Origin of the sequence: Curtobacterium sp. AB451, assembly GCF_050585845.1 — a bacterium.
Taxonomy (GTDB): Bacteria; Actinomycetota; Actinomycetes; order Actinomycetales; family Microbacteriaceae; genus Curtobacterium.
In genome coordinates this window covers 505863-526216 of sequence record NZ_JBOBQG010000003.1, presented here as the reverse complement: position 1 = coordinate 526216, position 20354 = coordinate 505863, and the positions used below count along the sequence as shown (strand labels likewise).

The 20354-nt window shown below is 71.5% G+C and carries 16 protein-coding genes and 1 other RNA gene; 7 read left to right on the top strand and 10 right to left on the bottom strand.

All coding sequences use genetic code 11. The features are described 5' to 3' along the window. The first annotated feature begins 106 nt into the window (after window positions 1-106). From ftsE to ACQXVK_RS09405, 6 genes are all read left to right on the top strand, one after another. Window positions 107-865 (top strand): cell division ATP-binding protein FtsE, encoded by a 759-nt coding sequence (gene ftsE, locus ACQXVK_RS09430; RefSeq protein WP_031262921.1) that lies wholly within the window; start codon window positions 107-109, stop codon window positions 863-865. Beyond that, window positions 862-1776: a permease-like cell division protein FtsX gene (ftsX, locus tag ACQXVK_RS09425; RefSeq protein WP_031262922.1), complete on the top strand. Its 915-nt coding sequence runs from the start codon at window positions 862-864 to the stop codon at window positions 1774-1776. Before ftsE ends, ftsX begins: the two co-directional genes overlap by 4 nt. A gap of 249 nt (window positions 1777-2025) precedes the next feature. After that, window positions 2026-2502: an SsrA-binding protein SmpB gene (smpB, locus tag ACQXVK_RS09420; protein WP_022907777.1), complete on the top strand. Its 477-nt coding sequence runs from the start codon at window positions 2026-2028 to the stop codon at window positions 2500-2502. Between the two features lie 96 nt (window positions 2503-2598). After that, window positions 2599-2976: a transfer-messenger RNA gene (gene ssrA, locus ACQXVK_RS09415) on the top strand. A gap of 207 nt (window positions 2977-3183) precedes the next feature. Then, window positions 3184-3915 (top strand): hypothetical protein, encoded by a 732-nt coding sequence (locus ACQXVK_RS09410; protein WP_430853386.1) that lies wholly within the window; start codon window positions 3184-3186, stop codon window positions 3913-3915. Window positions 3916-4041: 126 nt separating this feature from the next. Then, a complete protein-coding gene (locus tag ACQXVK_RS09405) occupies window positions 4042-5706 on the top strand; it encodes an APC family permease (RefSeq protein WP_430853385.1) in 1665 nt (554 codons plus the stop codon). Window positions 5707-5731: 25 nt separating this feature from the next. Here ACQXVK_RS09405 and ACQXVK_RS09400 read toward each other — a convergent pair whose 3' ends face one another. Together ACQXVK_RS09400 and ACQXVK_RS09395 are read right to left on the bottom strand one after the other, a co-directional pair. Further along, window positions 5732-7036, bottom strand: a complete 1305-nt coding sequence (locus ACQXVK_RS09400; protein WP_430853384.1) for an LLM class flavin-dependent oxidoreductase — start codon at window positions 7034-7036, stop codon at window positions 5732-5734. A gap of 3 nt (window positions 7037-7039) precedes the next feature. After that, the gene (locus ACQXVK_RS09395) at window positions 7040-8431 is read right to left on the bottom strand and encodes an O-acetylhomoserine aminocarboxypropyltransferase/cysteine synthase family protein (protein ID WP_430853383.1); all 1392 of its coding nucleotides are present in this window, start codon (window positions 8429-8431) and stop codon (window positions 7040-7042) included. Between the two features lie 125 nt (window positions 8432-8556). On the opposite strand from ACQXVK_RS09395, the gene ACQXVK_RS09390 reads away from it, so the two are divergent. Then, window positions 8557-9771, top strand: coding sequence for an amidohydrolase family protein (locus ACQXVK_RS09390; protein ID WP_430853382.1), 1215 nt, complete (start codon window positions 8557-8559; stop codon window positions 9769-9771). 148 nt (window positions 9772-9919) lie between these two features. Here the strand turns inward: ACQXVK_RS09390 and ACQXVK_RS09385 are convergent, their stop codons facing one another. The 8 genes from ACQXVK_RS09385 to rsgA form a co-directional block, all read right to left on the bottom strand. Further along, window positions 9920-10237 carry an NUDIX domain-containing protein gene (locus ACQXVK_RS09385; RefSeq protein ID WP_430853381.1) on the bottom strand — a complete coding sequence of 106 codons (318 nt, stop codon included), beginning with the start codon at window positions 10235-10237 and terminating at the stop codon, window positions 9920-9922. A gap of 524 nt (window positions 10238-10761) precedes the next feature. Further along, a complete protein-coding gene (locus ACQXVK_RS09380) occupies window positions 10762-11475 on the bottom strand; it encodes a M50 family metallopeptidase (RefSeq protein ID WP_430853380.1) in 714 nt (237 codons plus the stop codon). Beyond that, window positions 11472-11606: a hypothetical protein gene (locus ACQXVK_RS09375; RefSeq protein ID WP_022907785.1), complete on the bottom strand. Its 135-nt coding sequence runs from the start codon at window positions 11604-11606 to the stop codon at window positions 11472-11474. The genes ACQXVK_RS09380 and ACQXVK_RS09375 overlap by 4 nt, the downstream gene beginning before the upstream one ends. A 29-nt stretch (window positions 11607-11635) precedes the next feature. Continuing rightward, window positions 11636-13450, bottom strand: coding sequence for a glutamine--fructose-6-phosphate transaminase (isomerizing) (gene glmS, locus ACQXVK_RS09370; protein ID WP_430853379.1), 1815 nt, complete (start codon window positions 13448-13450; stop codon window positions 11636-11638). A 413-nt stretch (window positions 13451-13863) separates the two neighbouring features. Continuing rightward, on the bottom strand, window positions 13864-16560 hold the full coding sequence (locus tag ACQXVK_RS09365) for a LuxR C-terminal-related transcriptional regulator (protein WP_430853378.1): 2697 nt from the start codon (window positions 16558-16560) through the stop codon (window positions 13864-13866). Between the two features lie 674 nt (window positions 16561-17234). Beyond that, entirely contained in the window at window positions 17235-18017 is a 783-nt protein-coding gene (locus ACQXVK_RS09360; RefSeq protein ID WP_022907548.1) for an inositol monophosphatase family protein, read from the bottom strand. 18 nt (window positions 18018-18035) lie between these two features. Beyond that, on the bottom strand, window positions 18036-19232 hold the full coding sequence (locus ACQXVK_RS09355; protein WP_430853377.1) for a hypothetical protein: 1197 nt from the start codon (window positions 19230-19232) through the stop codon (window positions 18036-18038). Between the two features lie 60 nt (window positions 19233-19292). Beyond that, window positions 19293-20354 carry a ribosome small subunit-dependent GTPase A gene (gene rsgA / locus ACQXVK_RS09350; protein WP_430853376.1) on the bottom strand — a complete coding sequence of 354 codons (1062 nt, stop codon included), beginning with the start codon at window positions 20352-20354 and terminating at the stop codon, window positions 19293-19295.

The window sequence follows — 20354 nt, the reverse complement described above, 5'->3', positions numbered from 1 at the left end:
CCAACGGCGGGCTCGCCGCGCCGGGGGAGCCTGCGACCCCGGTCGATGAAATCGAGCCGCGCGCCTCGGCTGATTTGCGGTCGGGGCGACCTACCCTGATCCGGTCATGATCAAATTCGACCAGGTCACCAAGGTGTACTCGGGCAACCCGAGCCCGGCCCTCGACGCCATCTCGCTCGAGATCCTCAAGGGGGAGTTCGTCTTCCTCGTGGGCGCGTCCGGTTCCGGCAAGTCCAGCTTCCTCCGCCTCGTGCTGAAGGAGGAGAAGCCGTCGCGCGGGCAGATCCACGTGCTCGGGCAGCGCCTCGGCGCCCTGTCGTCGCGCAAGGTCCCGTACTTCCGCCGGAACCTCGGCGTGGTCTTCCAGGACTTCCGTCTCCTGCCGAACAAGAACGTGTTCGACAACGTCGCGTTCTCGCTGCAGGTGATCGGCAAGAGCAAGGGCTTCATCAGCGAGGCCGTCACCGACGTGCTGAAGCTCGTCGGGCTCGCGGGCAAGGCGACGCGCATGCCGCACGAGCTCTCCGGTGGTGAGCAGCAGCGCGTGGCGATCGCCCGTGCCGTCGTGAACAAGCCGGCGATCCTGCTCGCCGACGAGCCCACCGGCAACCTCGACCCGACGACCTCGGCCGGCATCATGGCGCTCCTCGAACGCATCAACCAGGGCGGCACCACCGTGCTCATGGCCACGCACGACGCGAGCATCGTGAACCAGATGCAGCGCCGGGTGATCGAGCTGTCGAACGGCACGATCCTGCGCGACGAGCAGTCCGGCGGCTACCAGACCCAGGCCGTCCCGATCCAGCGAGGCAACACCGTGTCGAACACCACCGGCATCCAGACCATCCCGGGGATCATCCGATGAGGCTCGGGCTCGTCATGTCCGAGGTCGGCTCGGGCCTGCGGCGCAACGCGTCGATGGTCGTGTCCGTCGTCCTCGTGACCTTCATCTCGCTCACCTTCGTCGGCACCGCGATCCTGCTCCAGATGCAGATCAACCAGATGAAGGGGTACTGGTACGACCGGGCGCAGGTCGCCGTCTACCTGTGCACCGACACCGACACCACGGGCAACTGCACCGGCGCGAAGGCCACCTCGGACCAGCAGGCGCAGGTCAAGGCGCAGCTCGAGTCGTCGACCCTGAAGCCGTACATCGAGAAGTTCTACTTCGAGAACCAGCAGGACGCCTTCACCCGGTTTAAGCAGCAGTTCAAGGACTCGCCCGCCACCGAGTTCGTCAAGCCCGAGTACCTCAACGAGACCTACTGGGTGAACCTCAAGAACCCGTCGCAGTCCGACGTGCTCGTCGAGAGCCTGTCGAAGGTCGCGGGCGTGCAGAGCGTCGTCGACCAGCGCGGGTACCTGCAACCGATCTTCAACCTGCTGAACGCGTCGTCGTACACGGCCATCGGCATCGCGGCGCTCATGCTCGTCGCCGCCGTGCTGCTCATCGCCACCACGATCCGGTTGTCGGCGTTCAGTCGACGGCGGGAGCTCGGCATCATGCGGTTGGTCGGGGCGTCGAACCGGTTCATCCAGACGCCGTTCGTGCTTGAGGGGGTGATCGCCGCGGCCATCGGGGCGGTCCTCGCCGGCGGGGCGATCACGGCCGTGGTGTGGTTCTTCGTGCGGAACTACCTGGCGATCCGGTTCTCCGGGACGGCGTTCATCGGCATGGGGGACGCCGCGATCGTGGTTCCGTCGGTGATCGTGATCGGCATCGTGCTCGCGGGGCTGTCGGCCTTCGTCGCCATCCGCCGCTACCTCAAGGTCTGACGCGCGGTCGGCCGGCTCGGCCGGGCTCGGCCGGCTCGGCCGGTCGGTGTTCTCACGCGCTGAGCGACACCTCACGTGCTCCGAGCGCCGTGAGGTGTCGCTCAGCGCGAATGTTCCGGGCGTTCGGCACGGACGCAGCACGGGCGCGGCACGGGGCGGCGCGGCGCGCCGGGAAGGTGCGGGACCGTCCGCGGGTTGGGTACGCTGTAGGGCTGCGCATCCGCAGCGACCGCACGGAGGGAGACACGCATGGCGAAGGAACGCGGCGAGAAGATCGTGGCGACGAACCGTCGCGCGCGTCACGACTACCTGATCGAGGACACGTACGAGGCCGGCATGGTGCTCTCCGGCACCGAGGTGAAGTCCCTCCGCGAAGGACGCGCCTCGCTCGTCGACGGGTACGCCTTCATCGACGGTGGCGAAGCCTGGCTCGATGCCGTCCACATCCCCGAGTACACCGAGGGCACCTGGAACAACCACGCCCCCCGGCGCAAGCGGAAGCTGCTCCTCCACAAGCAGCAGATCGTGAAGATCTCGCACAAGACCGCGCAGGGCGGCTACACGCTCGTCCCGCTGCAGATCTACTTCCACGACGGCCGGGCCAAGGTGGAGATCGCGGTCGCGAAGGGCAAGCGCGAGTTCGACAAGCGCCAGGCCCTGCGCGAGAAGACGGACAAGCGCGAGGCCGAGCGGGCCATGCGCACCCGGAACCGCGTCGGCGAGTAGCGCCGTCGCACCTCGGTCGGCTAGACTGAGGGACTGCTCCGATCGGAGCATTGGCAACTCAACAGCGTGACAGCGGCTCGCACGTCCGGCCCGCATGGGGATGATCGGTTTCGACATTGCCTGTGTGCCGACGGGAAGCGGGCCGAGGACCCACGGTCATCTCGTGAACGATCCGTGGAAAACAACAAGTGCCAATTCCAAGCGCACTGACTTCGCTCTCGCTGCGTAAGCAGCCCAGCACATGAAGTCCGTCGGCCAGGTGACCGTCTTCTAACCTGAGTTCCGGCGTCATCCAGAGGACTTGCTGCACGGTTGCGCCTCAGGGCCGTGCGGGACTTGCACTGAGACTGGGCCCGTCGTCCTAGAAGCCGGTAGCAAAGGACGGGGCCGAGCAGAACGAACCATCCGGATACGCCCGTAGAAGACGTCGAATTGCAGCGATGGACGGGGGTTCGATTCCCCCCATCTCCACCATTCGCCGAACGTCGAGCCGCTGTCACGCACTGCCACCCGAACGCCCCGACACCGTCCCCGGACGGCGCCGGGGCATTCGTCGTCCGGTCACCTGCCAGGACTACGATCCGCAGCAGGCGCGGGAACACGCCCGCGCCGCGAACGGGAGGTCAACGCGTGGTGCAGGAGATCGCGATCCGAGTCCGTCTGCGAGAGCAGGAGCGAGTGGTGCTCGCCGACTACGAGCGGGCGGTGGCCTCGGTCGCGACCGTCGCTGCGCTGTCCGCGTGGCTGCCGACGCCGGACGCTCGGTTGGTGATCCGCGGGCGTGGGGCCGAGCCGGTCCGCCTCGAGACGGTGACGTACGGCTCGGTGATCGAGATGCTCGTCGTGCTCGACCAGCGGTCCGCCGCGGTGGAGCGCGGTGCGGCAGCGATCGCTGCGCTCATCGATTCCGTGCGCCTCGAGCACGTCGAGGACGACGTGTCGGGTGTGGCCGGCGAGCTCGACCGCCTCGACCGCTCGGCACCACGGGGTCGTTCGGTCGTCGAACGCTCGTTGCGCGCCTTCCTCGAGGGGGCTCGGGCCGACGTGCTCGCCCGGAAGACGACGACCCGCGTCCGGGCAGCCCAGGCGCTCGTCCGGCTCGCCGAGGACGGTGCGTCGCTCGTGGTCGAGCGGGTTGAGGACGCCCTCGCGCCGACGCTCGAGGAGCACGAGGTCGACGTCCTCGCCGACACGGGGAGCGCGGTGGTGGTCGAGCCCGTCGACGGGGTGGAGTCGCCCGACGCCCAACCCGTGCCGGTGCCGGTGCCCGCGCCCGCGCCCGCCGAGAAGGACAAGAAGGACTCGAAGAGCAAGAAGGACAAGAACAAGTCGGACAAGAAGAAGGACGACAAGAAGAAGTCGAACAAGAGGAAGTCGGACAAGAAGAGCAAGAAGAAGCAGGACAAGAAGTAGCCTGAGGGCTTGTACAGCACGTTTGTTTCCATCGTGTTAAACAATCCACCGAAAGTGCTGTCACGGTGCCAGAGTCGATGAGCGCAGCCCCCGTCCGAGGGGCGGCGCTCATCGACAGGAGCAACAGTGGCTACAACGACACAGGCGCTGCCGGACTCCGGCCTCAAGCGCAACGTCGGCTTCATCGGGCTCATCTGGGCCTCGACGGGGTCGATCATCGGCTCCGGCTGGCTCTTCGGTTCGCAGGAGGCCCTGAAGACCGCCGGGCCCGCCGCGATCATCTCGTGGCTCATCGGTGGCGTGGCGATCCTCGTCCTCGCACTCGTGCACGCCGAGCTCGGCGGCATGTTCCCGATCGCGGGTGGAACAGCGCGGTTCCCCCACATCGCCTTCGGTGGCATCGCCGGGGCCTCCTTCGGGTGGTTCTCGTGGCTGCAGTCGGTGACCGTCGCCCCGATCGAGGTCGAGGCGATGATCAAGTACGCGCAGCACTGGGAGTTCGCGCGCCCGTGGCTGCACACCGTCGTGATCAACGGTGAGACCCAGCAGCTGTTGACCGGGGCGGGCATCGCCGTCGCGATCGTGCTCATGGCCGTCGTCACGGTGATCAACATGCTCAGCGTGCGGATCCTGGCGAACACGAACTCCGCCGCCACCTGGTGGAAGGTCGCCATCCCCCTGCTGGTCATCATCGTGCTGGCGTTCAGCGGGTTCCACGGCTCGAACTTCACGGCGGCGAACGGCTTCATGCCCGAGGGGGCGAAGGGCATCCTGGCCGCCGTGTCGACGTCCGGCATCATCTTCGCGTTCCTCGGTTTCGAGCAGGCGGACCAGCTCGCCGGCGAGGCCAAGAACCCGAAGCGCGACATCCCCCGTGCCGTGATCGGCTCCGTGCTCATCGGCCTCGTGATCTACCTGCTGCTGCAGGTCGTCTTCCTCGGGGTGCTCCGCTCCGACGCGATCCAGGGCTCGTGGGCCACCGCGGACTTCACGAAGTACACCGGCCCGTTCGCCGACATCGCGATGGCCGCCGGCATCACCTGGCTCGCCGTCATCATCTTCATCGACGCGATCATCTCGCCGGCCGGCACCGGGCTCATCTACGTGACGGCGACGAGCCGCATCACGTACGGCCTCAGCCGCAACGGCTACTTCCCGAAGGCCTTCGAGTGGACGACGAAGCAGGGTGTGCCCTGGGTCGGCCTCATCGTGGCGTTCGTCGTCGGGTGCGCGTGCTTCGCACCGTTCCCGTCGTGGCAGGGGCTCGTCAGCCTGATCACGAGCGCGTCCGTCCTGATGTACGCGGGTGCACCGTTGGCCCTCGGCGCGTTCCGGAAGCGGATCCCCGAGATCGAGCGGCCCTACCGGATGCCGGCCGCGTCGGTGCTGTCGCCGATCGCCTTCATCGTCGCGAACCTCATCATCCTCTGGACCGGTTGGGACACCGACTGGAAGCTCGGCGTCGCGATCCTCATCGGTGCCGTGGTGATCATCCTGAACAACGTGTTCCGCGGCGCCTCGAGCGTCCGCCCGCGCTGGGACTGGAAGGCCGCCCAGTGGCTGCTGCCGTACCTGGTCGGCATGGGGCTCATCGTGTTCCTCAGCGACTTCGGTCCGTTGACGAACCCGGTGTTCCCGCTGTGGGTCGACATCGTCGTGGTGGCGGTGTTCTCCCTGGTGATCTACTACTGGGCGATCAACTCCGCGTCCGACCGCGACGAGATCCTCCGCACCGCCGAGGACGTCCGCGACGTCGAGGAGAGCGGCGTCGTGGAGCCCGTCCACCACTAGGATCCGCGCCACGGGGCGCGCGGTCTCAGAAGTCGAACAGGTTCTGCCGGATGCCTCCGGCGCCGTACTCCCGTCGCAGGAGCCCACGGCGCCGGAGCACCGGCACGAGGTCGCCGAGCATCCGGTAGACCTGCGCCGGGTGCAGGTCGCCCGAGAAGATGATGCCGTCGTTGTCAGCGTCCGCACCGAGCTCCTCGATGAAGTCCGCGAACTCGTCGGCGGTGCCGACGAAGCCCTCGCGCGCGGACACCCGGCCCTTCCGGGCCTTGCGTTCGAGGAGCGTGCGCAGCGGTGCGTCGGGGGTGTCGCCGACGAGGCCGCGGATCGTCCCCGCCGAGACGTGGTCGCCGAACGTCCCGGCCGGGATCGGCGCGTCGAGGTCGAGCGCGAGCAGGTCCGTCTCGGAGTCGCTCGACCACGCGATCGCCGCGGTGCGGAGGTCAGCGTCGGACGGGTGCCGTGAGGCCTCGACGACGCGGTCCGCCTCGGCCGCCGACGACACGATCTCGGGCTTGAGGACGAACAGGATCCGCAGCGCGTCGGCAGTGCGTCCGGCGTCGGCCGCCGCGACGAGGACGCGGGCGCGGTAGTCCCGCACGGCCGCGACGGACAGCGGCGCGAGCGCGAGCTGCACGTCCGAGTGCGTCCCCGCGAACGCCAGCCCGCGACCGGACCCGCCGGGGGAGACCACGATCGGGTCGGCGTCGAGCGGCAGGGCGTTGAGCGGGCCGTCCGCGGTGAAGTAGGCGCCCTCGTGGTGGAACGCGTCGAGGGCGTCGCCGTCGGCGAAGTGCCAGTCGGAGCGGTCCCCGACGTAGCCGGAGCCCCACGAGTGCCAGAGCCGGCGGACGAGCTGCAGCCACTCCTCGGCGCGGTCGTACGCGGCGTCGTGCGGGAGCGGAGCGAGCCCGGCGTGCCGGGCGCTCCCGGTGTCGGTGACGACGTTGATGCCGAAGCGGTCGTCGGAGAGGTGCGCGAGCGTCGCGAACTGCCGGGCCGCGAGGTACGGCGGGGTGAACCCCGCGTTCACGGTCGGGGCGATGCCGATGTGCGACGTCGCGGCGAACAGGTACGGCGCGAGGAGCAGCGGGTCGTGCTTCGGGCCGCCGTACGCCTGCCGGATCCGCAGGTCGAGCGTCGACGGGTTGCCGAGCGAGATCGCGTCCTCGGCGATGACGAGGTCCATGCCGGCCTGCTCGAGGGCGCGGACGGACTGCTGGTACAGGTCGGGCTTCGTCCAGTCGTGCCCCCAGTCCCAGTCGGACCGGCCCCACGCCTGCGGGCCGAACCCGCGCGAGAAGAAGTACCCGAAGTGCTGCAGTCCTGCCATTGCCTAGAGTTCCTCCGCGATCACGTGGTTGCCGGGGACGGCGTGTTCGAGGGAGGCGAGCTCCGAGTCGGCGCCGACCCGCGCCTCCCGGCCCGCCGCCGCGTCACGCACCGCGGCGAACCCGCGTGACAGGTCGCGGACCAGGTCCGCGACGTCCTCGATGCCGACCGACAGGCGGATGAGGCCGTCGTCGATGCCCTGATCGGCGCGTTCCTGGGGGGTCTTGCCGGCGTGCGTCGTGGTGGCGGGGTGCAGGATCAGCGAGCGGACGTCACCGAGGTGGGTCATCCGGCTGAACAGCTGGACGCTGTCGATGAAGGTCCGCGCCGCGGCTTCGCCGCCGTCCAGCGTGAACGCGAAGACGGACCCGGCACCGCGCGGCAGGTAGCGCTGGGCGAGGTCGTGGAACGGACTGGAGGCCAGACCCGCGTAGTCGACGCTCGTCACCTCCGGCTGCTGCTCCAGGAACGACGCGACGGCCAGCGCGTTCGCGCTGTGGCGTTCCACGCGCAGCGACAGCGTCTCGATGCCCTGGCGCAGCAGGAAGGAGTTGAAGGGGGAGGGCGTCGGGCCGATGCGCGAGGCGACGACGTCGCGTGCGAAGACGACGAACGCGCGGCTTCCGTACCGCTCGACGTAGCTCTCGCCGCCGAGCGACCGTTCCGGGCTGGTCAGGTGCACCCAGCGGTCCGGAGACGCCGACCAGTCGAAGGTGCCGCCGTCGACGACCACGCCGCCGAGTCCGGCACCGTGGCCGGAGAGGAACTTCGACGCCGAGTGCACGACGATGTCGGCGCCGTGGTCGACCGGACGCACGAGGTACGGCGTCGCGAGGGTGTTGTCGACGATGAGCGGCACACCCGCACGGTGCGCGGTGTCGGCGACGCCGGTGATGTCGAGGACGTCGTTCTTCGGGTTCGGGATCGTCTCGGCGAAGAAGGCCTTCGTGTTCGGGCGGACGAGGCGTGCCCACTCGTCGAGGTCGCGCTGGTCCGCGACGAAGTCGACCTCGATCCCGAGGCGTCCGAGGTTCTGCACGAGCAGGCCCTTGGTGCCCTCGTAGATGCTGCGCGCCGCCACGACGTGGTCGCCGGCCTGCAGGATGCCGAGGAACGCTACGGTGGCCGCGGCCTGCCCACTGCCCACCAGGATCGCCTCGACGCCGCGCTCGAGCAGTGCGACCCGGCGCTCGACGTCGGCGTTCGTGGGGTTCCCCAGCCGCGTGTAGGTGTAGCCGTCGTCGGTCCCGGCGAAGCGGTCGCGGGCCTGGTCGAAGTCGTCGAACAGGAAGCCGGACGACATGTGGATCGCCGGGACCCTCGCACCGTGGCTCTGGTCGGGCTGGAACCCGCCGTGCACCTGCTCGGTCGCGAAACCGTGCGCCTCGTCCGTCACGGGACACCTCCTGCCGTCGTCGTGCCGGTACTCTCGCAGGCTTCGGTCGGCGCCACCGGATTGCGGCGTCCCGTTACGGCGGGTCCCGCGCACACCCGGTGCGGCCGGACTGGCAGGGTGGGGGCATGGTGGACGAGGACGCGACCCTGATCATCCGCGACGTGCGACCGTGGGGCGGGGAACGCGCCGACGTGGTCGTCGCCGGCTCCCGCACCACCGCGGTCACACCCCCGGGCACCGTCCCGGCCGGCAGCGCGACCGAGGTGCAGGGCCGTGGGCAGCTCGCGCTCCCCGGGCTGGTCAACACGCACGCGCACGTCGACAAGAGCTGGTGGGGCCACCCGTGGGAGTCGTACGGCGGCGAGGGCGGGACCGAGGGCCGGATCGCTCACGAGCGAGCCCGGCGTGACGCCCTCGGGATCCCGGGCGAGGCCGTCGCGACCAGGGTCCTGCGGGAGTCGCTCCGCACCGGCACCACCCGGGTGCGCACCCACGTGGACGTCGACCTCGGCGTCGGACTCCGGGGCATCGAGGCCGTCCGCGCCGCCGGTGCAGCGCTCGACGACGCGGTCGAGCTGTCGATCGTGGCGTTCCCGCAGGACGGCGTGCTCCGGCGCCCCGGCGTGCTCGACCTGCTGCGCCGCGCGGCGGAGGGCGGAGCGGACCACATCGGCGGCCTCGACCCGTCGCTCATCGACCGTGACCCCGTCGGTCAGCTCGACGGCCTGTTCGACATCGCCGCCGACACCGGGTGCGGGATCGACGTCCACCTGCACGAGCCCGCCGAGCTCGGGGCGTTCTCGTTCGACTTGATCCTCGACCGCGTCGAGCGGCTCGGCATCGCGCCCGGGAGGGTCAACGTCGCGCACGGCTTCGCGATCGTCGACGTCGACCCGGTCCGGCGCCGCGACCTGCTCGCCCGGATGGCGGGCCTCGGGGTCACGATGACGACGGTCGCACCGGTGCGCATGCAGCAGCTGCCGCTGCACGAGTTCGACGACGCCGGGGTGCGGTTCGGCTTCGGCACCGACGGCATCCGCGACCTGTGGAGTCCCTACGGTGACGGCGACCTGCTCGGCATCGCGTGGCAGTACGCGCGGGTCGGCGGGGTGGTGCGGGACGAGGACCTGGTGCGGGCGGTCGAGATCGCCTCGCGCGACGGCGCACGGTTCGTCACGGACGAGGAGCACGACATCGTCTCCGGTGCGCGCGCGGACGTCGTCCTGATCGACGCGGAGAACCCGATGGACGCGCTGGTGCGCCGTGTGCCGCGGTCCCTCGTGGTCGCAGGCGGGCGGGTGATCGACCCGGCAGAGCTGGCGCAGCACCCCTGGGAGTAGCGCGGTGCGCGGTGGATGGTGGGCGGCCGCGCGGTTCGCGCGGTGATCGCGACACTGCACTCGTCGATCGACGCGCGCGACGTCGGAAGGTGCGCAGGCATCGGACGGGAGGCGCGGGTCGGCGCCGCCCCGCGCCTCCCGTCCGGTGTCAGTCGCGCTGCGCGACCGTGGCGACCACCGCGGCCAGGCGTGCGGGCAGCCCGGGCGCGAGGCCCTCGGGCAGTGCGTCGAGGGCGAACCACCGGACGTCGTCGCTCTCGTCGCTGACGGTGGTCGCCCGGGCGGGGTCGACCACGGCGACGAAACCGACGTCCCAGTGCGCGGCGCAGGCGAAGCCGCCGTGCAGGTCGTGACGGTCGAGGTCCGCGAGACCCCGGTCGAGCAGGTCGAGGTCGGCGATGCCCGACTCCTCGCGGGCCTCGCGGCGTGTCGGCGAGGTCGCGGTCGTCCGGTTCGAGGTGTCCACCGAACTGCACCCAGAACCGGCCCTTGCGGTGCAGGCACAGCAGCACGCTCCCGAGGTCGGGCGAGAACACGAAGCACGACGCGGTGAGGTGCTCCGGGCCGCCGTCGCGTCGGAGTGCCGCGTCGCCGTGGGCTCGCACGAACGCGAGGAAGCGGTCGCGGTCGGGCACGGGCACGGGCACGGGCGCGGGCGTGTGCGTGTCGGCGAGGGCGGCGATCACGTCGTCGAGGTGCACGGGGTCATCCTCTCAGCGCGCGTGGGGACTGTTGCGTGCGCGGGGTTGCGACGACGTCGATGTCGTACGACAGCGGTGTTGTCGCCGATGCGCGCGTGCAACTGTTGCGTGCGCGGGGTTGCGACGACGTCGGTGTCGTACGACAGCGGTGTTGTCGCCGATGCGCGCGTGCAACTGTTGCGTGCGCTGGGGTGCGACATGGCCGATGTCGTACGACAGCGATGTTGTCGTACCGAGTCGGCCCCGCGCGGCCCCGCCCAGCCCCGGCCCCGCGCTCCCGCCGCACGCGTCAGACGAGCGCGCGCACCCCGTCGGACACGGTCGACCAGACCTCGAGCAGCGGGCCGCGGCAGAGCCACACGGCCACGGCATTCACGACGAGGAACAGCACGAACCACACCGCCGCCGGCACCCGCATCTCGGCCGCGGCGATGTGGAAGTCGGTCTGCACGCGGGCGCCGGTCGCGAGCCACCGGGCGACCTGCACCACCGACCGCAGCCCGTCGACGACGAAGAACGCGCCGACCGCGGCGACCACGAGCACGGTGGTCTCCGACGGACGGAGCGCCACCCAGAGCGCGAGGGCGTCGAAGCCGAGCACCACGAGGATCCCGAACCAGTTCCGCACGAAGCAGAGCGCGACGAGCCCGACGACGCCGAGGACCACGACGGGCAGCCACCTCGACCCGTGCAGCACCCCGGTCACGAGCAGCACGCCCGCCCAGAGCGGCGCGCTGTACCCGGCGTACAGGTTGAGGATCCGCACGAGCCAGCGGATCCCGCCCGGCACCCTGCCGAGCTGGACCCAGGCCTCGCCGGACCCGTCCGGGTGGAGCTCGATGCGCCGGATGCGCCCGCCGAAGGGCACGACGACGACGGCGTGCCCCACCTCGTGCGCGATGGTCGCGGCGATGCGTGCCACGCGACCGACGAACGGCACGAACGGCAGGAGCGCGCCGACGAGGAGCGCGACGACGACGAGGGGTGGGGCTGCGGTGGTCAAGGCCCAAGGATCGCAGCACCCTCCGTGGAGAACCCGGCAAGACCCTGGGGGAGCGACGGCGGCGCCAGCGTCGCGGCGATCACGATGATCGTCGCGACGATGGCGAGCGCCGTGAGGACGGCGAGGAACACCGTCAGGCGGTTGAAGCGCGTGTGCCTGGCTATTCGACCGTCACCGACTTGGCGAGGTTCCTCGGCTTGTCCACGTCGCACCCGAGCTGGAGGGCGAGTTCGCGGGCGAGCATCTGCAGGGGGACGACGGCCTCGAGCGGGCCCCACGGCGCGGTCGCACGACCCCAGGCGAGGTCCCCGACGACGCGACGACCGAGCGCCGGGATGTCCGACCCCTCGCCGCCGATCGTGATGACGAACCCGCCGCGGGCCCGGACCTCGGCGATGTTCGCGCGGAGCCGGTGGTCACCGTGGTCGACGACGACCACGGGGGTGCCCTCGTCGACGAGGGCGAGCGGGCCGTGCTTCAGCTCGCCGGCCGGGTACGACTCGGCCCACCGGTAGCTGAGCTCCTTGAGCTTCAGGGCACCCTCGGCGGCGTACGGCAGTCCGGCACCGCGCCCGAGGAAGAGGAAGCCGGTCGCGTCCTTGACGCTCGACACGAGCAGCGGGATGCGGTCGGCGGCGATCGCGGCGGCGTGGTCGAGGCGTGCGGGGAGGTCGGTCAGCTCGCCGACGAGCGCAGCGGCGCGTTCGCCGTCGATCCGTCCGGAGGCGACGAGTGCCGAGATCACCGCGGCGACACCGACGACGACCTGGGCGGTGAACGTCTTCGTCGCCGCGACGCCGATCTCCGGACCGGCGTGGCAGTCGAGCACCGCGTCCGCCCGCCGGGCGAGGGACGAGTGCACGTTGTTCGTGAGCGCGAGCACCGGGTGCCGGTCCTCGAAGCGGTCCAGGGCGCGGAGGACGTCGGCGGTCTCGCCCGACTGGCTGATGGCGACGACGAGCGTCCCCGGTCCGAGCACCACCTGGTCGGCCTCGCTCGCGACGACGATGTCGGTCGGGACCCCGCCGATGCTGCGGAGCGCGGTGGCGATCACCTGCCCGGCGTTCAGGGAGGTGCCGCACGCGACGATGGCCAGTCGGTGGAAGCCGGGGAGGCCGAGGCCGACCCACGTGCTGCCGTCTGCGGCCCCCCGTGCGAGCCGGTCGAGGAGCGAGGCGACGACCTCGGGCTGCTCCTCGATCTCCTTCGCCATGTGGTCCGGGTGGTCGCCGAGGTCGAGCGCGGTCGCGGCGAAGGGCGACGGCGTCGGGAACGGCACCGGGACGGTCACCCCGGAGGACGACCACGTCCAGGCCTCACCGAGTTCGACGACGTCGCCGTCGCGGAGCGCCACGAACGTCTCGCACCACTCGGCGACGGCCCCGATGTCGCTCGCCACGAAGTCGCCTCGGGCCGAGCGGGCGACGACGAGCGGGGAGCGTTCGGCGGCGACGACCATGCGGCCGTCCCGGGCGTCGAGGACGACGATCGCCCACGAGCCCTCGAGCTGCGCGGTCGCGATCTGCACCGCGAGCATGAGGTCCGGGTCCACCGCGAGCGCCCGCTCGACGAGGTGCGCGATGACCTCGGAGTCGACGTCCGACGAGAACACGTGTCCCTGTCGTTCGAGCGTGGCACGGAGCTGGTCGGCGTTCTCGACGATCCCGTTGTGCACGATGCTGATCCGTCCGGAGCAGTCCGCGTGCGGGTGGGCGTTCGTCTCGCGCACCACGCCGTGCGTCGCCCACCGGGTGTGCCCGATGCCGATCCCCGTCAGCGCGTCGCCGGACCGCGCGGCGACGAGCGTGCGCAGGTCACCGACGCGGGACACCGACCGGATGGTCTCGGTCCCGCCGTGGGCGGTCCGGACGGCGATGCCCGCCGAGTCGTACCCGCGGTACTCGAGGCGTTCGAGTCCGTCGAGCAGGTAGGGGGTCGCGTCGCCGGCGACGCGGGCAGCGATGATGCCGCACATCTTCGGGTCCCTTCGGATGGGGAGGAGCAGCTCGGGTGGGGGAGGAGCCTTGCGGCACCGACCGCCGTCGGGTCTGCCGTGCGTCCGGTCCGCCGGCCCGGGCCGCCGCCCGTCCTCGGATCAGGCGAGGACGGACGGCGGCGTTCGTGGGCCGACGGTTCGGGTACCGGACGGGGTACCACGGGCTGGCTCCCGGGGGAGCGCGGCGGTCGGTGCACCAGAAGCATCACCCGCGGTCGGTGACACGGCAACGGTCCTCGCCCGCTCTTGCGGTTCACCGCGAGCGGTCCTCCGTTCGGGGGACGGTGCGTGCGGAGTCCCGCAACCCGCATCGACGGCCCGCACCGACGACGAACGGGAGGCGCGGTGCCAGCTGGCACCGCGCCTCCCGTCCTGTGGAGCTCCTGTCCGGACTACGTGAGCAGCGCGACCAGGTGCGAGCGCGACCGCGCGCCCACCTTGCGGTAGATCTGCGTCAGCCGCAGCTCCACCGTCCGTTGCGACATGAACAGCGACGAGGCGATCTCGCGGTTGCGGTACCCCTCCGTCACCTTCTGCACGACGGCGCGCTCCTCCGCGGTGAGCGAGGTGAGCACCGCCGAGGCGTCCGGCGCGCTGCGCGGCGTCCCGGGCAGCTGTGCGGAGAGGACCGGACCGGAGCGGACGGACGACGGCGAACCGAAGACCGGCATCGCGACCGTCGCCGCCGGGGTGGCGAGCGGACGCCGGAGCCCCGCCGCCTCGTACGCCGCCGCAGCGGCCGCGCCGAGACGCGGACGCTCCGTCGGGCTCCCCACCGCAGCGAGCGCCGCGAAGGTCCGAGCACGCTCGAACTGCGAGTCGTGCGGCTGGAACAGCTCCAGGGCACGGCGACGGGCGGTGTCACGGGTGGTGTCGTCCGCCACGAGCGCGAGGCTCCGCGCCAGCACCAGGGCGCCCCAGCGGGACGGACGGGCGTGGTGGTCCGCCGCGAGCCGGGCCGCGATGGTCCGGGCATCGTCGATGCGGTCGAGGCGCGTGTACGCCTCCACCAGGTCGCCGAGGTGCCGGAGCACCGCCGGGTTCCGCAGTGAACGACCGATGGCGTCGGCCGCCTCCAGCGAGGCCGCGGCCTCGTCGAGCCGACCGTCGAGCAGGAGCACCCGGCCACGCAGGGCGTGCAACTTGGCGGTCGCACCCCACAGACGGTTCGTGGAACGCTGCGCGAGGCACCGGTCGATGACCTCGAGCGCCTCGGGGGACCGCCCCTCGGCGAAGTGCCGCCACGCGAGCGCGATGGCACGGGACGGCTCGCGGAGCCGCTCCACCACCGACGAGCCGGCCTCCCACACGTCGATCGCGCGGAGCGCCTGCCGGAAGTTCCCGGAGCGCACCTCGTTCTCGGCGGACAGGTAGCGCGCCGCCTCGGTCCAGACCGGCATGGCCTCCTGGCCACGGGCGAGCACCAGGGCGAACACCCGGCGGGCGCTGCGGTACCGCTCGGCGATGCTCAACGCGTGGGCGAGGAGCAGCAGCGCCGGGTCGGACATGCCCACCAGCGTCGTGGTGGACAGCCCGTCGTGCAGGGCGGTGTCGGCCGGGAGGGTCCCGTCGACCGCGGCGATGAGCTCGTGCGCGGTCTCCGTGATCTCCCGGGTGTGCGCCGATGCCGACCGCCGGAGCGGTTCGGCCCGGGCGAGCAGGTCGCGGGCGTGGTCGAGTTCCCAGGCCTCGGCCCGGAAGCAGGCGACCATCGCGAGGAGCCCCGCGAGTGCGTCCGCCTCGGCCGCGTTCTCCGGGTCCACCGGCACGAGGAGCTCGTCCGCGTGCACCGCGTCACCGCTGAGGTACTGCACCGAGTACGACAGCCGGAGCCGCCGGGTCTCGTCCGCGGTCGAGCGGAACGGCCGGATCGCGGCGAGGTACCGTGCCGCGAAGCCGAGCAGGCGGTTCGCGAGCAGCGCCTCGGCGACACCGAGGAGCGCGACGTGCTCGTCCTCGTGCCCCGAGCCGATGTGCAGTGCGCGCTCGGTGAGCACGACCGCGGCCTGGGCGTTGCCGTCCACCACGTACGAGCGGGCCGCACGGAGCAGCGCGACCACGTCCGGGACGTCGTCGACGAAGCTGCGGTGCCACGCCGCCGCACGCGGGTCGGACTCGGCGCTCGCCGCGGCGAGCTCGGTGTGTGCGGCACGGCGGTCCCGGGCGGGCATCCGCCAGTACAGCGCGGAACGCACCAGGGGATCGCGCACGGTGACGGTCTGTCCCTTGACGGAGACGAGTCCGGCGTGGGCGAGGTCGTCGAGCTCGTCGCGGTCCCAACCACTGGTCTTCGCCACGGGGACGAGCGCCAACCGCGCCAGGACGTCCAGATCTCGTCCTGCTGCGGAACCGAGCGCCAGGGCCGCGATGGCCTCGGTGGTCGGGGTGGGTCGGAGCGGCAGCACGAGCGGCTCGGAGCCGTTCAGCTGCTCGCGGCTGAGCACGGCGAGCTGCTCGCGCAGCGCGCCCGGGTTGCCACCGGTCTCCTCGGCGAGGACGGCGAGGACGCCGTCGTTCGCCTCTTCCGGTGCCATGGCACGGGCGAGCACGAGTGCCTCGTCCGCCGGCAGCGGTTCGATCCGGAGCGTCGGCAGGGCCGCGAGCGGTCCGTCCGACGGCACGGTGCGGACCGTGGCCACGACGCGGAGTGCGGTGCCGGCGAGCCGGGACGCGAGGAACGCGATGAGCTCCTGGCTCTCCACGTCCATGCGGTCGAGGTCGTCGATCAGCACGAGCGTCGGCGGCAGGGTCAGGGCGTGCACGGCGTCGAGGAAGTCGTGCGCCGCTGCCAGCCCCGGCGTCTGCCGGTCGGTGGGTGCGCCCCCCTGGAGGAGGTGCGCGATGTGGGCCGTCGCACGCGGATCGTCGAGTGCGGTGAAGAGCGAGGTGACGCCGGCCAGTGGCCAGTGGGACTCGCTCCCGTTCACACCGACGCGCACGACGGGGAGGGAGACGCGGTTGGACACCGCGTCGAGGACGCTGCTGCGTCCGGAACCAGGGTCGCCGACGACGACCATCGCGGACTCACGAGGGAGTACAGCGAGGGTCGCGATCCGGTCGACCTCGAGACGGCGACCGGTGAGTGCCATGACTCACCGGCCTCCGGGTCCGGAAGCGGATGCAGCGGAGGAGAAGGACCGGTCGGAGGCACGGCGGGTGACCGCGCGCAGAGCCGGGCGTGGGGCACGCAGGGAAGAACGCGCGCCGGAGCAGTCGGATTCGGAATGCGGATGACGAGTGAGGGTGCACTCGGTTCCGCTCGGGAACGATGAAGTCATCGTCTGTATCACCCCTCGGGTTAGGGTCTTCGGACGAAGCACGACCGGTCTGGCGGGCCGTTCGGAGCTAGGGACTCCGACGCGGTTCCCGACCTGTCGCCTGGAAGCAAGATAACTCAGGTTCTGGCCGCGGTGGCCGTTCCCCGCAATCCCTTGTCCACCGTCCGTGTCCCCAGTCCGGGGGCCGTGTGCCCCCCTCGGGGGTCGTTTCGCGCTTGACGTCGCCGGATCGCGGTACGAGATCGGGGTACAGCGGGCGTCCGTCGTGGGGTGGACCGGTGGGTGGGGGTTGGGTGGGCGGGCGGGTCGGTCGGGCGGGCCGACTCGGAACGACATTGTCGCTGTCGTGCGACATCGACGTTGTCGACCGCGCGCGGCCGCAACTGTTGCACGCGCGGTGTAGCGACGAGACCGCTGTCGTGCGACATCGACGTTGTCGTACCTCGGCCCGCGCAACAGTTGCACGCGCTGGACGGTCTCCGCGGTCAGCGGCGGATGACGTCGACCACTGCGTCGTGCACGAGGCCGTTCGTCGCGAGCGCACTGCCGTGCCAGGGGCCGGGGTCGCCGTCGAGCGAGGTGAAGCGCCCGCCGGCCTCCTCGACGATCGGCACGAGCGCCGCCATGTCCCACGGCTTCAGGTCGGGTTCGCCGGCGACGTCGAGGACGCCCTCGGCGACGAGCATGTAGGACCACATGTCGCCGTAGGCCCGGGTACGCCAGACCCGTCGGGAGAGCGTGACGAGGGCGTCGAGGCGGTCGTCGTCGTCCCACTGCTGGATGCTGTTGTAGCTGAGGCTGGCCTCGGCGAGGGAGTCCACGCCGGACACGTGCAGGGGGCCGTCGAAGGAGTGCGCACCGAGGCCCTCGGCCGCCCACCAGCGCTTGCCGAGGGCCGGCGCGCTCACGACGCCGAGGACCGGCCGGCCGTCGACCGCGAGGGCGATGAGGGTCGCCCAGACCGGCACGCCGCGCAGGTAGTTCGCGGTGCCGTCGATCGGGTCCACGACCCACTGGCGGTGTCCCTCGCTGACGGCCTCGGCCCCGGTGTCGGCCGTGGTCTCCTCGCCGAGGAACGCGTCGTCCGGGCGTTCGGCACGCAGGCGCTCGCGCAGTGCCCGCTCGACCGCCTGGTCGGCGTCGGTGACGTGGGTGCTGTCGGCCTTCTTCGACACGTGCAGGTCGGCGGCGCGGAACCGCTCGAGGCTGATCGCGTCGGCGGTGTCGGCGAGGGAGCGGGCGAAGTCCAGGTCGGCGCTGAGGTCCACGGACGCCAGCGTAGCGGCCTACGCCGCCACGACCTCCTCCTCCTCGAGGGCGGTCACCTCGTGCTCGCGGGCGATGCGGGCACGGCGGGCGACGAGCCCGTGCACGACGACCGCGAGCAGCACGGCCGCGGCGAGCCACAGGGCCAGGACGAGCGACGAGCGGCCGAGGGAGGCGCCGGGGAAGTACTGCAGGTCCTGGGCGGCCTGCAGCCAGGCGGCACCGCTCCAGAACGCGTTGAGCCCGGCGAAGAAGCCCGGCTGGAACGCCGGCTGGAAGATCCCGCCGGACGACGTGAAGTTCAGCATGACGAACAGCATCGTGAGGATCGGTGTGGTCCAGCGGCCGAGCAGCGGGTGGAGCCCCACGCCGAGCGCGACGATGATCGCGTCGTACATCCACGCGAACAGGAAGACCTCCCACCGGTTCGTCGTGATGATCCCGTACAGCGGACCGGCGATGAGGATCCCGATGCCCGCCACCACGCCCGCAGTGGCCAGGCCGACGACGGCGGTCCAGAGCGGGCGGAGTCGGGTGGCGAAGGCGGCGACGGCGATCGCGGACGCGTAGCCGCCGACGCTCAGGGCGACGAGCAGGAAGAACAGGCCCTGCCCGGTGGTGTCCTGGTCGCCGGCGGGCACCACGTCCTGCACGGTGAAGGGCAGGTGCGACCGGTACGCGATCGGCATGAAGATCTTCTGCGCCGCGCTCGCGGTGGTCTCGGACGCCGCGGTCGAGACGTAGAGGGTCGCGCCGGTCGCGGTGGGGGCGTAGACGGCGGCGAGGTCCCGGTCGCGCACCTGGCGCTCGGCCTCGGCGGTCGACGCCACCACGTGCGTCACGAGCGCGCCGTCCGACTCGTCGGTGACGGTCTGGGCGAACACCTGGGTCGCCGCGCCCTGTCCGACGATGCCGACGGGGAGGTCGTGCGGCGTCGGGGCGTGGAAGGCGCCGAGGTAGGCCAGTCCCATCCCGACCGCGAGGAAGAGGGGGACGAGGATGTGCGAGCCGAACCCGAGCAGGGTGCGGCCGAGGTGCTGCGGTCGGAGGGTGGACCCACCGGCAGGGCGGCGCGTGGCCCTGGGGGACCGGGCCGCCGCGTGGGCGTGCGGCTGGGCGGGGGTGGTGTGCACGTGCGACGTCGTCGTCGTCATGGGGGAGGACGGTGCGTCGACGGCGGAGGTCGGCGCAAAGTTGTACTTTGCAACTTCAGACACGAAGGGCAACTGTACAACGTCGGTGCAGACCTGTCGACCCTGGCGGGGCCGTGCGCGGTCCTACTCGGTACCCGGGTCCTCGGCGCCCATGCCCGTGAGCAGGGCGCGGAACGAGTCGAGCCGCTCGACCCCGGTCGGGCCGAGTTCGCCCGCCTGCACCCGGTCGACGATCTCCCAGTCGTGCGCCTGGTCGAGGGGGATGCCGTCCGCCGGCTCCCGGACGGGGACCGCGTGCGACGCGAACGCCCGGAAGACGTTGGCGGGGTCGACGTGGCCGAGCCCGAACGAGCGGACCCCGGGGGTGTCGATGATCCAGCCGCCGTCGCGGACCCGCAGCGCGATCGACGACGACGAGGTGTGGCGACCGCGACCGGTCACCGCGTTGACGACCCCGGTCGCCCGGGACGACCCGGTCAGCGCGTTCACGAGCGTCGACTTGCCGACGCCCGAGTGCCCCACGGTCACGGTCACCCGGTCGTCGAGGACCTCGTGCAGGGCGTCGAACGGGACGTCGTCGGACCGGCTCGTCACGATCCGCAGGTCGAGGCAGTCGAAGTGTGCGAGGAACGCGGTCGGGTCGGCGAGGTCCGTCTTCGTGATGCAGAGGATCGGGTCGAGGCCCGCGTCGAAGGCCGCCACCAGGTACCGGTCGATGAGGCGTGTCCGGGGCTCCGGGTCGGCCGCAGCGACGACGACGAGCATCTGGTCGGCGTTCGCCACGATCACGCGCTCGACGTCGTCGGTGTCGTCGGCGCTCCGTCGGAGCAGGGTGGTCCGCTCGGCGACCTTCACGATGCGCGCGAGCGAGCCGGCGTCCCCGGAGACGTCGCCGGCGAGCGACACGTGGTCGCCCGTGACGACCGACTTCTTGCCGAGCTCGCGGGCCTTCGTCGCCGTGATCACCCGCTCGTCGTCCGCGCCGGAGGCCACCAGGACGCCGAACCGCCCGCGGTCGACGTTCGTCACCCAGCCGGTGGGGGCGTCCTCGTACGTCGGGCGGACCTTCGTGCGCGGGCGGTTGCCCTTCGGGTTCGGTCGGACGCGCACGCTCGACTCGTCGTACTGTCCGTACGGCTCGTCCGCGTCGGAGTCGTCACCGTCGACGTCGTCCCACCAGCTCAT